Genomic DNA, 12,817 nt, shown 5'->3' on the forward strand with positions numbered 1-12,817 from the left:
GATGGCAGGCGCGAGCCTCCTGCACTCAGTGCCGGACGGCACCGAGGTGGTGGCAACCCAGGCCGATGCCGAGGCGCTCGCCTCCCCGCCCCTGCTCATCCTGGACGCCGTCACTGCTTTCCTGGATGCGCACAACCTGGGTTCCGGCCCGCTGTCCTGGGCTCAGATCGGCGACGGGCAGTCCAACATCACCTACCGCATCCAGCGCGGCAGCGAGGTATTCGTGCTCCGGCGCGGGCCCCGTCCGCCGCTGCCGCCTTCGACGCATGACATGGTGCGTGAAGCGCGGATCCAGCAGCTCCTGCACACCCAGGGGGTTCCGGTTCCGGACATCCTGGCAGTGTGTGAGGACGAGTCGGTGCTGGGCGTGCCGTTCTACGTCATGACCTACTTGGAGGGCCTCGTCATCACCGATACCGTCCCGGCGCCCCTGAACTCGGCAGCACAGCGGCTGGCCACCAGCAACGCCGTCGTCGACACCCTGGTCCAGCTGCACCGGGTGGATGTGACCGTCGGCGGACTCGCGTCCTTCGGCCGCCCGGACGGCTATCTGCGCCGGCAGGTGGAACGGTTTTCCGCGCTCTGGGACATCAATACGACGCGGTCCCTGCCGGACGTCGCGCGCCTGGGCAGCTGGCTGGCCGACAACCTTCCCGAGAGCCAGCACGCCGCAGTCCTTCACGGCGACTACCGGCAGGGAAACCTGATGTTCCATGGCAGCGCCCCCGCTCGGGTGACCGCCGTCCTGGACTGGGAGATGGCCGCCGTCGGCGATCCGCTGGCCGACCTCGGCTATCTGACGGCAACCTACGCTGAGCCCGGCAGCCCTCCCAGCCCACTGGAGCTGTCTGCCGTCACCCGCGGCCCGGGCTACCTGCGGCGGAGCGAGCTGATCGCGCGCTACCAGGCGCAGACCGGGCTCTCCCTTGAGGCGCTGCCGTGGTATCAGGCGCTGGCCCTGTGGAAGGCCTCCATCTTTTGCGAAGCCATCTACACCCGGTGGCTCAAGGGCGAACGGCCCAACGACACGCGTTTTGCCCCGTCCCTGGAGGCAGGCGTGCCGCAGCTGCTGGAGCAGGCCCGCGCCTTCGCAGGCCTGCTCCCAACAAGCACGGGGTAGGGAAGCGCCGGAGCCCAGCGGTGCTTTCTGTCAGCCGAACAGCGCAGCAGCCCGGGAGAGGGTCTGGAAAACGCCGTACCCCAAGGGAACACCCACCAGGAGCCAGCTCAGGGCTACCCGAAGGTCGAGAGATTTTTTCACTGGTGCTCATCCTTCAGCTTGGTTGCAGGTGCGTTCTCCGGTGCCGCACCCTGCGGTTCATGGTGCCGGGAATCGACCGGACGCACCATCAGATTGGCGATGAAGCCGATGATCAGCAGGCCCACCATTGTCAGCAGTGCCGGCTGGTACGCGCCGGCATCCAGTTCGCCAGGCGTTCCCTGGGCGTCCAGGAAGGAGTTCACGATCAACGGGCCGGCGATGCCTGCGGCTGACCACGCCGTCAGCAGCCTGCCGTGGATCGCGCCTACCTGATACGTGCCGAAAAGGTCCCGGAGATAGGCCGGCACCGTGGCAAACCCGCCACCGTAGAAGGACAGGATCACAAAGGCCAGGAGGACGTACAAGATGGTGGAGGTGCTGCCGAACAGCGAGAGCATCAAATAGAGCACGGCGCCCGCCCCCAGATACACCATGTAGATGCGCTTGCGGCCGATCACATCCGAGGTGGCGGACCAGACAAAGCGTCCACCCATGTTGCCGATCGAGAGCAGGCCCACAAAGCCTCCCGCCACCGCAGCGCTGACCAGGGAGACGCCGTCGGGCTGGCGGAAGAAGTCCTGGATCATCGGCGAGGCCTGTTCCAGGATGCCGATCCCGGCCGTGACATTGCAGAAAAGAACGATCCAGACCAGCCAGAACTGCCGGGTTTTGATCGCATTCGCGGCGGAGACGTGGGCGGTGGTGACCAAGGACTTGGCAGCTACTGTGGCCGGATCGAACCCCTCGGGGCGCCATCCTTCCGCGGGCACCCGGATGGTCCATGCACCGTAGAGCATATACACGAGATACACGGCAGCGAGGGTAATGAAGAGCTTTCCAACAGCCTCGCCCCCGTCACCGTCCGCGGTGCCGAACTCCGGGTCATAGAAGGTGAGCAGGGCCGAGGACAGCGGGCTGGCGATCAGCGCGCCGCCGCCAAAACCCATGATCGCCATCCCGGTGGCCAGTCCGGGCCGGTCGGGGAACCATTTGATCAGGGTGGAGACCGGAGAAATGTAGCCGATGCCCAGCCCGATGCCGCCGATGACACCGTAACCGAGGTAGAGGAGCCACAGCTGGTCGGTGAAGATTCCGGCCGCGCCCACGAGGAACCCGCCGGACCAGAAAACGGCGGACACAAACATCGCCTTTCGCGGACCGTTCCGATCCACCCAGGTGCCCATGATCGCGGCGGACAGGCCCAGCATCACGATGGCCACGGAAAAAATGACGCCGATCTGCGTGAGGCTGGCGTCGAAGTGCTCCACCAGCGCGTTTTTGTACACGCTCGTGGCATACGCCTGCCCGATGCAGAGGTGGACCGCCAGTGCGGCTGGTGGGATCAGCCAGCGGTTGAACCCAGGCGGGGCGATGATGTTTTCACGGTCAAGCCAGCTCATCCGAAGCTCCCTTGTCGATGGTGAAGCACCTGCAAACTGCCGTCGCCGCCAGCATTCACCACGACGCTGCCGCAACCGGCCTGACACGCCGATGGCTTTATCTGATTTTTATGGGGACTGCAACTTACCCGCGGGTAACTTCTTCCCGAAAATCCTTGCTTTGTTACCGGTCAGTAAGTTAGATGTAACAGACATCACACTTTTGTCGGGGGAATTCGTCATCAGAGCAGAGGCGCTTTCGGTCCGGCAGCACTGAGAGCGGGAGCCCACCGGCACCCCTCGCGGCCCACCCGGTCACGGGACCGGTTCTGACCCACATAAAGGAATTTCAATGACGAGTTCTCCGTCCGGGCGGGCAACTTCCCGCCCGCATGCACTTCTGACAGCACTGCTGGCCCTGTTCCTGATCCTCCTCCTGGCCTTCTTCGTGCTGTTCACCAGCCGGGTTGCCACCGGAGCCGCCCAGCTCAGCGAAGGCGCCGAGCGGGCATCCACCGGTGCCGGCGACCTGAAAGAGGGAGCCGCCAAGGCCCATGACGGCGCGGACAAGGTTGCCGCCGGGAGCGAGAAGGTCGACGCCGGGGCGAACACCCTGGCCAAGGGCATCACCTCGGCCAAGACCGGCGCCGCCACACTCAAGGACGGCGCGACGAGCCTGGATGAGGGTGCGGTTAAACTCCTCATCGGCGCTGAAGCCGCAAACGCCGGCGCCAACAAGCTCGCCACCGGCACCACCAGTGCCAACACCGGCGCGCAGCAGCTGGCCACCGGCGCCATTAGCGCCTTCGCCGGAGCCGACAAGCTTGCCGCCGGCGCCACCAGTGCCAACACCGGCGCGCAGCAGCTGGCCACCGGAGCTACCAGCGCAGCCGAAGGCTCCAAGAGCCTTGCCGCCGGCGCCACCAGCGCCAACACCGGCGCGCAGCAGCTGGCCACCGGCGCCACCAGCGCCTCCACCGGAGCCGACAAGCTTGCCGCCGGCGCCACCAGCGCCAACACCGGCGCGCAGCAGCTGGCCACCGGCGCCACCAGCGCAGCCGAAGGCTCCAAGAGCCTTGCCGTCGGCGCCACCACCGTGCGGGAGGGATCGGACGCGCTTGCTGCCGGCGCCTCCGATCTGCACTCCAAGATGGAACCTCTGGTTGGAGGCTCAGCCGAGCTGGCCGCCGGTGCCAAAGACGCCGTCGATGGCATCGCCAAGCTTGCTCCTGCCGCAGCAGCGGTCAACGGCGGCGTCCTGCAGATCAACGGCGGGATCAACACCGTCCAGGAGGGCCAGACCTATACGGTTGCCCAGCAGATCAGGGCCGATCTGAGCCCCTACAGCCCGCAGGGAGTCTCCCAGGGCGCGGCCGAGCTTCGAGCGGGGGCTGCCCAGCTTGAGCCGTTGATTGGCAAGGAGCAGGCGGACGGCATGCGCCTGGCCGCGGACAAACTTGAAGGATTGGAACGCCTGGTGGCCGGCATCGACCTCGGGCTGCAGGGCAATGGAACCACAGCCAACCCCGGCCTGTTGTACGGAACCGATGCCGTCTCGGCAGGATTGGAAGTTCTCAACAGCAAGGCTCCTGCCCTGGCAACCGGTGCTGCAACCGCAGCTGAGGGTGTGAAAGCGCTCCACGTCGGCGCCGGGGATCTTTCCACAGGCGCTGCGGCACTCAACACCGGCCTGGTTCAACTCGAAATCGGCGCCGGTGCCCTCGCCGAAGGCAACCTTCAGCTCGCTGCCGGGGCCGGCAGCCTGACCACCGGACTGGCCACCCTGGAAACCGGCGCCCACACCCTCGCCGAAGGCAACGGCAAGCTCGCCACCGGAGCCGGCAGCCTGACCACCGGACTGGCCACCCTGGAAACCGGCGCCCACACCCTCGCCGAAGGCAACGGCAAGCTCGCCACCGGAGCCGGCAGCCTGACCACCGGTCTCTCCACCCTGGAAACCGGCGCCCACACCCTCGCCGAAGGCAACGGCAAGCTCGCCACCGGAGCCGGCAGCCTGACCACCGGACTGGCCACCCTGGAAACCGGCGCCTACACCCTCGCCGAGGGCAACGCCAAGATCTACGACGGCACAGTGACTCTCGCCGACGGCACCGGCAAGCTGGTTACCGGCAGCGGCAGCCTTTCCGACGGCGTCGTGAAGCTCGACGACGGCGGCAAGACGCTGACCACAGGAACGGGTGATCTGAAGGAAGGCGCCGCAGATCTGGCCGAAGGCAACAAGGAACTGGCCGAAGGCAGTGAAACGCTCGACGGCGGCAACGGGGAAATCTCCGAAGGCGCGGAGACCATGAGGGCCAGCGCCTCCGCCATGACCCCCGGCGAGATTGCCACGTCCCCGAAGGTCCTGGCCGTGCTCATCCCACTGCTTCTGCTGATGGTGCCGCTGGTCATGCTGGCCGGCGGGCGCTCGCGCCGGTCCCAGCCCTAGCGAACAGCCCAGCACGTTCCACCGAAAGGGCGGAGCCGCATCTCGCGGCTCCGCCCTTTGGTTTGGTGCTGGTCTTAGGCCCCGGTCCGGGCCTCGAAATCACCGCTGCCGAAGGGTATGGGCCTGAGCCGAAGATGCAGGGCGCCGCTGTTCAGGGTTTCCGATTCGAGGAGATGGAAGCCCGAAGGCGTGGCTCCGGTTTCAAAGAGCCGCTTGCCCGATCCGACCACGACGGGAAACACCAGCAGCCGATACTCATCGACCAGGCCTGCGTCGTGCAGCGTCCGGGCCAGCTGGTGGCTGCCGTGGACCTGGATTTCGCCTCGGTGCGCGCGCAGCGCCGCGACGGCCGCCAGCGGGTTCCCCTGAAGCACCCGCGTGTTGTTCCAGGTCGGGTTGGTCAGGGTGGAGGAGACCAGATATTTGGGCAGGTGGTTGAGGGCGTAGGCCACTGCATCCTCCGGGTCGGTCACCCCTTCCCAGTACGGCTGCATCATCTCGTAGGTGCTCCGCCCGAGGAGCAGCGAGTCACCCCGGGCGAACCAGCCGGTGACCGTCCGGCCCACGCCCACATCCATGTGCGGCACCAGCCATCCGCCGCGTTCAAAGCCGCCGGACCGGTCCTCGTCCGCGGCGCCCGGGCCCTGCATCACGCCATCCAGGCTCAGGAAAATGTTGAGGGAGAGAGTCATGCGCGCCAATGTACGCCGCCGGTCGGACGAGCGGTATGCGTGCGCCCGGTTCTGGCCCGGGCACCGCGGGAAGGACTCAGTTCCAGGTGTGGGGCGCCGGCCGGCGGGTGCTCGGGAGCGCACCGTCTTCCCGCCACTGCCGGATCCACTCCGGCACTTCCAGATCGGCCGGCGGCAGCACGCCGGCGGCCTTGAAGATGTCCTCGTTGCTGACCGGCCCCTGCTTGGACACGAAGCGCGCGGCGATGTAGGCACGCGCGTAGATTTCGCCGTCGGCCACCATCCGCTGCTCCAGGTAAGTGGCGCGGTCGTCGAATCCGATGACCTTGGTTTCGATCGTGTAGCGCTGGCCCAGTTCCAGGGATTTGCGGAAGCTGATGGTCTCGTTTCCCACCACCGGGCTCCATCCCTTGCGGCGCATTGCGGCCCAGAAGCCGCTTCGAACCATGAGGTCGAAGCGGCCCAGGTCCATCAGCGACAGGTACATGCCGTTGTTCAGGTGCATCGCGATGTCGATGTCAGTGGGCAGCACCCGCATCGGCAGCGATGACGTATCAAAAAAGCCCAATGCAGAGCGCCGGCGGGAGCGGAAGAGGACCAGAAGCGTGCGAAGGAGTAGATGCATGCACGCCATATTACTGGTCGGTAACTTAGGTCGGTAACATGACATCCCGCGGATCCTGGTCGGGCGGGTTGATCACCCCTTCGGCCGGTATCGAGTCCGCAGGCGACATCGGCCGGATCAGGGGAACCGCTGCACGCCGGAAAGAAGCGCCTGTCGCCCTCTCCAGGGGCGTGAGGTCCAGTGAATTGGTCCGGCCGTCGTTGACCGGGCTTCCAAAAAAGGCGGCGCTTCCCTTTCGGGAGGCGCCGCCGTCGCCCTCTGTTTCAGGTGCAGTTTCGCGAGCAGATGTTGTTCGGCGTCCGGCCCGGCCTTGATTCCGCCGGGAACGCGACCATGGTCTGACCCTTCGCCCGGAGGTCTCCGGTCAAACGAACAGGAGTGGTTACTGCTTTTCCCATGTCCCGCAGCGCGCCGACTTAAAGTCTTGGCCTTCAGCCAGCGTGACGACGGGATGCCCTCCTCCTGGAATGTCGTTCTCAAGGATGTCTGCACCGTTGGATCCGCTGCGGTAGACACCCCAGTAGCAGCTGGACCCGACAGGCTGTGAAGCACGGTAAGTTCCCGGGGCAATATCTTGTCCCACTACCCAGGTGCCGTCGCCGACGGTGTTGGCAGCTTTAGTCTTTTCTGCCCCGGTGACCGCATCTTCGCGAGCCTTGACCGTAGCTTCGGCAGCCTTCACTTTCTCTTCGGAAGTCGCCACTGCAGTTTCGCGTTTCTCGACGTCGACTTCCCGCGCCCTAATACCGTCCGCCATGACGTCGTAGTCTTCTTGAAGCACCTCGTAGTCGGCTTCAATCTCTGTCAGTTCGGTCTCAAGGGACTTCGTCGAAGCTTCCAATGCGACATATTCATCGCTGCCGGTCGGATCGACCAGCGCCGCTCCCGCCAAACCACCGCCTCCAAGCAACACGACACAGGTCAACGCCAACGCCCAGCCCTTGCCCTTTCGCTTGCTCGGGCGGTCGGACACGGTCCGAGGAGCCCTCGGCCCGGAAGACTTAGGGGGCCCCGGAGGCCCGGGAGGCCCGTTTGTGTCGGCGGCAACAGCAGAGTTTTCGGGGAACCGACCGAGGTCTGTTTCCTGTTCAAGGGGTTTCATGACGAGGCTCCTAATCCGTAATTTCGACGACGATGTTCAGCCCGCTGTCGGGGTGATAACCCCAGGATGCAGTGAATTCGTCCCAGTCCGCGCTCTGGCGTCCGTCCAGCGCTCGGGTGGTCCCGATCCGGCTTTCCACACTGTCCGGAATGTCCATCTCAGCAAGAAGACAGGAGATATCGGCATAGTCGGCGCCGGTGGAGTCTTCTCCTTCACTGCTCATGGAGATTGACTGTCCGTTGTCACCGATGTCGATGCCATACGTGTCCGTGACGCTGCAGGACTCAGCCGCCTCTTCAATAGCGTTGGAGGAGAAGGGAATGTTGATCTGTCCCAGCCCGATTCCTGCGATCAGGCCAAAGCCGAGGCCGACTGCCCCGTAGACCAGGTGCTTCCGGCTTGCGCGCGAAGACGCCTCCGCCGGTCGCCAGTCGGCGCCTGAGGCAGGTGGATGAACGGTTTGTCCGGGAGAAGCAGGCGGAGGAGGCTGGCTTTGGCCGTACCCTGCCGCCGCGGAGGGTGGTGCGGCAGGACCTGCTGCCGATACTGCCGGTGAGTCGATGTCACCTGCCACCTCAGCTGAACCGGTTTGCTGACGTTCCGGCTGGGCTGCCTTCTGTGGTTCGCCATTTGCTCGATGTTGCAACATTAACTGTTTTCCCTGTTCTGGACGGCGGATAAGCGTTGGATGCGGAGCTGAAGCCGTCCCCAAATTAAGGTGCACAGCTATCGCGCCAGCAGAACCAATGCCTAGCCTTTATCCTGCCCTACAAACCGAGACGGGATTGCCGGAATCTTGGAAGGCAGTCCGATAACCCTCTGATCAGAATTTTCATGGAAACCGCGCAACTTTCTGCTGCACCGAACTAATCGAAGTCCCATGGGAATGAGCAGTCAGTAACCGTTAGTGACATCCCCTCCTGATGCCACTCTTTCGATCCGGGATAAACGCTCCAGTCAGCAGCATGCGGATATACCGCCTAGGGATTCCGTCCGGTTTCCCCAGCACGGCAGGCCGTCGCAAGAACAAGACTTCGATGCCAACGAAGTCATCCCCGGGCCGGGGATTCAAACGAAACCCCAGCTCAAGCACTTCTGTGATTTCGTTGGGAATTCATAGTTGCAGGGGCAGGTTTCGTCGGGGATGACGTCCGCTTCCCGGCACGCGTTCCCACTCTTCGTTATTCCTGTGACTGATGGGGCCGCAGCAGCCCCGGCAGGTATCAAAGAGTGGGAATCCGTGCGGGGTAGCCGGCAAAAGCGCCGAGCTCCGGACAGCATCCCGCCAGCCCCACCAATTACGGGCCGACCCGGCAAAAAGATTAGGATGATCCTAAGCACTTTGGGCGGCCGCTGTCCCCGGTCTGCAAAGCACTGCGCGGCGTTCGGCCACCCGAGGACCCCCACCCGCAACGGAGCCTTGAATGTCACAGAACGCCAGGATGTCACAGCGCACAAAGCAACCCGCCGCCATCTGGCGCGGAATGGCAGCGCTCGGAATGATCGGCGCCCTCGTCGGATGTTCCGGCCTGGACACGGGAAGCACCTCCCCGGACACCGACAGCACGACGGCAGGTCCCAGCCAGCGCGCCGAACGGACCGCCGAAAAGGTCGTCCAGGTCAGCGAGGTCCACCCCGAAACGGGCATGACACTGATCGAAGGACCGACGTTCGGGCCCGACGGCGGCCTTTTCGTCGTCGACGTCACCGCGCCTCCGGGGGATCCGAAAGTCCTGAAGGTCGACGTCGACGGGCAGACGGTCGAAGGAATCTACACCAACGAAACCAGCGCCTTCACCTCGGCCCAGTTCAGCCCGCAGGACGGACTGCTGTACCTGACCGACTTTGTCGGCGGAAAGATCGAGAGCATCACGGCTGAGGGCACCGATCCGAAGACCTTCTTCAGCGGCGATGTGGAGGGCACCTCCACGAAACTCGACGATCTGGCCTTTGACGAGGCAGGACACCTCTTCGTCAGCGACACCACCGGCCATGACGGCCCGGCGTCGGAGGTCCAGGGCAGGATCGTGCGGATCGACAAGGACACCGCGCAGCCAACGGTCCTGGCCAGGGACCTCCCTGCCCCCAACGGAATCTCGTTCACTGAGGATTTCAAGGCCCTGTGGGTCAGCCAGTACTCGGAAAACCGCATCGACTACCTGGGCCTCAGCGAGGACAAGACCCGCGTGGAAACGTCCCACCCCGGCGTCCAGGTCAATGGCGGCAAGAGCCAGATCGACTCCAACGCCGTGGATGAGAGCGGAAACATCTACCAGGCGTTCCACGGGCAGCCCAGCATCTACGTCTACAGCCCGCAGGGCGAACTGCTGTCCACAGTCTCGGTGCCGGCGGACGACGCCGAGGGCCTGACTTCCGCAACCAATGTGGCCATCAAGCCCGGCACCTCCGAGGCCTACATGACGGTCAGCGGGCCCGACGGCGGATTCGTCTACTCCTTCGAAGCGCTGGGCACCGGGATCCGCCAGTCCAACGGCGGCTAGGCCCGACGGCGAACGCCTCCGCGCGCCGTGGGCAAATGCCGTTGTCTGTAGTGCGATCCCCTAGAGTAACCGTCCATGGACTCGCCACCGCAGTTTGTCGTCATTCTGTTTGGCGCCCTGATCGTATGCCTCGGTCCGGTCCTGCTGGCGGGAGGCATTCTGGCCTACACCGGGCGTTGGACAGACTGGGTTGGTCCATCGAGCTACCCTTCGACGGCGAAGCACTCCCGGTTTGGGTTTATGGTGTTTTGGGCCGGCCTGCCGATGACCGTTGTGGACATCCACCTCGCGCTGGAGGTGCTGGGTATGGACGCCGGGGTGACAGGGTATCTCGTGCAGCCAGCCGCTGTTTCCTGCGCGCTGGTAGTGTTCATCCAAATCTACTTCCTGCCCCGGTTCCTCCGCCCCGTGCTGCTGCCCCGGTGGTACCGGGATTGGGAGGCTGCCCAATTCGAGGTGGAGGAGCGGGAGGCTGCAAAGCGCCGTGCAAGGCGTACACGCCGTCGGGAGAAACGCCGGAAAGCGAAGGAAAAGGCCCGCAGCTAGCCCTTCTTCAGCGCGGCCCGCAGCGCCTTCCAGGCCCCGGTGGACCACAGCGCCCAAAGCACCAGCAGCGGCTGGAACAACAGCCGCACCAGCCGGGCCCGGTCAGTATCGAGCCCGAATGCATCGGTGTGCGTCACGTACTGGGAGATGTTTCCGGGGGAAATCGCCACGAAAAACGCCGCCACGGCCAGGCCCACCGGCACCCGGCGCCTGCGCAGCAGGATCAGCGCCGCACCGAGGCTGAGCTCCTCAACACCGGAGAGCAGCACGACGGCGTCGTCGTCCATCGGCACCCAGCCCGGGACCTGGGCCTGGAATTCCTCCCGGGCGAAGGTCAGGTGGGAGGTCCCGGCGAAGGCCAGGAACGAACCGAGCGCAATGGCCCCCAGGCGCCGGGGCTTCGAGGTGGGCGGAGCAGGTTCGGCAGCGGCCGTGATCAGGTGTGAAATAGCCATGGCCCGAGCCTACGCCTGCTGCTACGTCAGCCGGTTATACGCCAGCTGGGCCAGTGCGGCAGCCTGGTCGCCCAGCACCGAATCGTCAAAAAGCACCCGCGGGGAGTGGTTCCAGGCGACGGTTTCCGGGTCCAGCGACGGCGGTGTGGCTCCCAGGAAAATAAACGTGCCGGGAACCTCGTTGAGGATCAGGGAGAAGTCTTCCGAGCCCATGAGCGGATCGCGGGACTCCAGCACCCGGTCCTCACCGAATATCTCGCGCAGCCCGGAGATGGCCTCCCGTGTCCGGCCGGCATCGTTGCGCGTCACCGGATAGCGCACGGTGAAGTGCACTTCCACACTGCATCCGTGCGCGGCGGCGATGCCCTCGGCGAGCGTCGTGGATTCCACGATCACGCGGTCCAGCGACTCGTCGGACAGCGTGCGGACCGAGGCCCCCAACTTGGCAGTGTCCGGAATGACGTTGATGGCGTCGCCCGCTTCGAGCTGAGTGACGGTTAGGACAATCGGGTCAAAGACGGAGAACCTGCGGGTGGCCATGGTCTGCAGCGCCGTGGCGATTTCGGTCAGGGCCGGAACGGGGTCGACGGCGGTCTGCGGCTGCGAGCTGTGGCCGCCGGATCCCTTCACGGTGATGCGCAGTTCGTTCGCCCCCGCCATCAGCGTGCCCGGCCGGGTGCGGAAAACACCGAGCGGACCGGGCCGCACATGGATCCCGTACGCAGCAACGGGGCGCTCCCCCGCGGCGTCGAGCACTCCTTCGTCCAGCATGAGACTCGCGCCGTCGTGGCCTTCCTCCCCGGGCTGGAACATGAAGATGACGCTGCCGGAGAGGTCCTCCTGCTGGGCGTGAAGCAGTTTGGCCGCCCCCACGAGTCCGGCCACGTGCAGGTCGTGTCCGCAGGCGTGCATGTTGCCGTTGGTGGAGGCATACTCCAGGTCGGTCAGTTCTGCCACCGGGAGGGCATCCATGTCTCCGCGCAGCAGCACGGCAGGCCCCGGCTCGGCGCCGCGGAGCACGGCGACCACCGACGTCGCCTTGACGCCCAACGTGATCTCCAGGTTCAGTCCCTCCAGCGCAGCCAGGATTTTCTCCTGGGTGCTGGGCAGATCCAGCCCGGTCTCGGGCTCCCGGTGCAGGGCACGCCGCAGCGCCACCAATTCAGGGAGGATCGCCTTTGCTTCTTCAACAAACATGCTCTGTGTCCTGTCATCCGCGCCGATGCCCGGCCGCCTTCGTGCCAACTTGCTACCTACGCAGTAAACCATTCCTTTCCCGCCAGCACACCGCCGGTTGCTCCCGCCCCACCTGCAACAGCCCGACCGACACCTTCCGGGGTCCTCCGCGCAGGCCCGGGCCAGTTGTCCACAGGTTTAATTCGGCCCTGTCCCTGATGCCGGGGAACGCACTTATAGTGATCGCAGAAACAGGGGTGGTGGTTTCATGTACGACATTGACGTATCTGCGCTCCAAGCGGTGCTCATGGCGGTTGCAGTGGACGGCACCGCGCTGCACCAGGCGGCAAATGAGGCGCGGGCCGGCGGCGACGAGGCGGCCGGCCAGTTCGGCACGGCTGAAGGAGTGGCCGAGGCCTTCGGGGTTTTCTGGGCACCGCGGGATGACCTGGGCCAGCGGGTGGCCAGCCTGGTGTTCCGTAAGGCTGACGCCGTTGCGGAGGCCGCCCAGGCATTCGTGGAAGCTGACGGCGAGATGAGCAGCACCGCGCTCCGTTCCCTGGCGGAAATCCACACCGGTTATGCACCGCCGGTTAGCCGCCCCCGGCCCGAAACTCCGGTGGAGTAGCGC

The 12,817-nt window shown here is 65.2% G+C and carries 13 protein-coding genes; 5 read left to right on the top strand and 8 right to left on the bottom strand.

From position 1 onward, the window contains the following. Position 1 precedes the first annotated feature (1 nt). On the top strand, positions 2 to 1,120 hold the full coding sequence (locus QNN99_RS09430) for a phosphotransferase family protein (RefSeq protein WP_229966200.1): 1,119 nt from the start codon (positions 2 to 4) through the stop codon (positions 1,118 to 1,120). A gap of 30 nt (positions 1,121 to 1,150) precedes the next feature. On the opposite strand, the gene QNN99_RS17500 is transcribed toward QNN99_RS09430, so the two are convergent. Both QNN99_RS17500 and QNN99_RS09435 read right to left on the bottom strand, forming a co-directional pair. After that, on the bottom strand, positions 1,151 to 1,261 hold the full coding sequence (locus QNN99_RS17500) for an MFS transporter small subunit (protein ID WP_442860508.1): 111 nt from the start codon (positions 1,259 to 1,261) through the stop codon (positions 1,151 to 1,153). Continuing rightward, positions 1,258 to 2,661: an OFA family MFS transporter gene (locus QNN99_RS09435; RefSeq protein ID WP_229966201.1), complete on the bottom strand. Its 1,404-nt coding sequence runs from the start codon at positions 2,659 to 2,661 to the stop codon at positions 1,258 to 1,260. Before QNN99_RS09435 ends, QNN99_RS17500 begins: the two co-directional genes overlap by 4 nt. Before the next feature lie 331 nt (positions 2,662 to 2,992). On the opposite strand from QNN99_RS09435, the gene QNN99_RS09440 reads away from it, so the two are divergent. Beyond that, positions 2,993 to 5,089 carry a YhgE/Pip domain-containing protein gene (locus tag QNN99_RS09440; RefSeq protein WP_269439193.1) on the top strand — a complete coding sequence of 699 codons (2,097 nt, stop codon included), beginning with the start codon at positions 2,993 to 2,995 and terminating at the stop codon, positions 5,087 to 5,089. Positions 5,090 to 5,163: 74 nt separating this feature from the next. Here the strand turns inward: QNN99_RS09440 and QNN99_RS09445 are convergent, their stop codons facing one another. The 4 genes from QNN99_RS09445 to QNN99_RS09460 all read right to left on the bottom strand — a co-directional run bounded on the left by QNN99_RS09445 (position 5,164) and on the right by QNN99_RS09460 (position 7,731). Beyond that, a complete protein-coding gene (locus QNN99_RS09445; protein WP_229966202.1) occupies positions 5,164 to 5,781 on the bottom strand; it encodes a dihydrofolate reductase family protein in 618 nt (205 codons plus the stop codon). 76 nt (positions 5,782 to 5,857) lie between these two features. Further along, positions 5,858 to 6,406 carry an acyl-CoA thioesterase gene (locus QNN99_RS09450; protein ID WP_229966203.1) on the bottom strand — a complete coding sequence of 183 codons (549 nt, stop codon included), beginning with the start codon at positions 6,404 to 6,406 and terminating at the stop codon, positions 5,858 to 5,860. 382 nt (positions 6,407 to 6,788) lie between these two features. Continuing rightward, positions 6,789 to 7,379 (bottom strand): Rv1352/Rv1906c domain-containing protein, encoded by a 591-nt coding sequence (locus QNN99_RS09455; RefSeq protein WP_229966204.1) that lies wholly within the window; start codon positions 7,377 to 7,379, stop codon positions 6,789 to 6,791. A 139-nt stretch (positions 7,380 to 7,518) separates the two neighbouring features. After that, on the bottom strand, positions 7,519 to 7,731 hold the full coding sequence (locus QNN99_RS09460; RefSeq protein WP_229966205.1) for a hypothetical protein: 213 nt from the start codon (positions 7,729 to 7,731) through the stop codon (positions 7,519 to 7,521). A gap of 1,219 nt (positions 7,732 to 8,950) precedes the next feature. Here QNN99_RS09460 and QNN99_RS09465 point away from each other — a divergent pair. Both QNN99_RS09465 and QNN99_RS09470 read left to right on the top strand, forming a co-directional pair. Next, positions 8,951 to 10,009, top strand: a complete 1,059-nt coding sequence (locus QNN99_RS09465) for an SMP-30/gluconolactonase/LRE family protein (RefSeq protein ID WP_229966206.1) — start codon at positions 8,951 to 8,953, stop codon at positions 10,007 to 10,009. Positions 10,010 to 10,084: 75 nt separating this feature from the next. Next, on the top strand, positions 10,085 to 10,555 hold the full coding sequence (locus QNN99_RS09470; RefSeq protein ID WP_229966207.1) for a hypothetical protein: 471 nt from the start codon (positions 10,085 to 10,087) through the stop codon (positions 10,553 to 10,555). On the opposite strand, the gene QNN99_RS09475 is transcribed toward QNN99_RS09470, so the two are convergent. Both QNN99_RS09475 and QNN99_RS09480 read right to left on the bottom strand, forming a co-directional pair. Then, a complete protein-coding gene (locus QNN99_RS09475) occupies positions 10,552 to 11,010 on the bottom strand; it encodes a DoxX family protein (RefSeq protein WP_229966208.1) in 459 nt (152 codons plus the stop codon). The genes QNN99_RS09470 and QNN99_RS09475 overlap by 4 nt on opposite strands. 21 nt (positions 11,011 to 11,031) lie before the next feature. Next, a complete protein-coding gene (locus QNN99_RS09480) occupies positions 11,032 to 12,207 on the bottom strand; it encodes a M20 metallopeptidase family protein (protein WP_229966209.1) in 1,176 nt (391 codons plus the stop codon). A 247-nt stretch (positions 12,208 to 12,454) separates the two neighbouring features. Here QNN99_RS09480 and QNN99_RS09485 point away from each other — a divergent pair, with 247 nt between their 5' ends. Continuing rightward, positions 12,455 to 12,814, top strand: a complete 360-nt coding sequence (locus tag QNN99_RS09485; RefSeq protein ID WP_229966210.1) for a DUF6507 family protein — start codon at positions 12,455 to 12,457, stop codon at positions 12,812 to 12,814. Positions 12,815 to 12,817: the final 3 nt, after the last annotated feature.

Source organism: Arthrobacter sp. zg.Y820 (assembly GCF_030125555.1).
Lineage (GTDB): Bacteria > Actinomycetota > Actinomycetes > Actinomycetales > Micrococcaceae > Arthrobacter_B.

Bases quoted from the DNA above. Each gene is read 5' to 3' on its own strand.
- QNN99_RS09430 (WP_229966200.1), top strand. From the start codon at position 2: ATGGCAGGCGCGAGCCTCCTGCACTCAGTGCCGGACGGCACCGAGGTG.
- QNN99_RS09435 (WP_229966201.1), bottom strand. From the start codon at position 2,661: ATGAGCTGGCTTGACCGTGAAAACATCATCGCCCCGCCTGGGTTCAAC.
- QNN99_RS09440 (WP_269439193.1), top strand. From the start codon at position 2,993: ATGACGAGTTCTCCGTCCGGGCGGGCAACTTCCCGCCCGCATGCACTT.
- QNN99_RS09445 (WP_229966202.1), bottom strand. From the start codon at position 5,781: ATGACTCTCTCCCTCAACATTTTCCTGAGCCTGGATGGCGTGATGCAG.
- QNN99_RS09450 (WP_229966203.1), bottom strand. From the start codon at position 6,406: ATGCATCTACTCCTTCGCACGCTTCTGGTCCTCTTCCGCTCCCGCCGG.
- QNN99_RS09460 (WP_229966205.1), bottom strand. From the start codon at position 7,731: ATGAGCAGTGAAGGAGAAGACTCCACCGGCGCCGACTATGCCGATATC.
- QNN99_RS09465 (WP_229966206.1), top strand. From the start codon at position 8,951: ATGTCACAGCGCACAAAGCAACCCGCCGCCATCTGGCGCGGAATGGCA.
- QNN99_RS09470 (WP_229966207.1), top strand. From the start codon at position 10,085: ATGGACTCGCCACCGCAGTTTGTCGTCATTCTGTTTGGCGCCCTGATC.
- QNN99_RS09475 (WP_229966208.1), bottom strand. From the start codon at position 11,010: ATGGCTATTTCACACCTGATCACGGCCGCTGCCGAACCTGCTCCGCCC.
- QNN99_RS09480 (WP_229966209.1), bottom strand. From the start codon at position 12,207: ATGTTTGTTGAAGAAGCAAAGGCGATCCTCCCTGAATTGGTGGCGCTG.
- QNN99_RS09485 (WP_229966210.1), top strand. From the start codon at position 12,455: ATGTACGACATTGACGTATCTGCGCTCCAAGCGGTGCTCATGGCGGTT.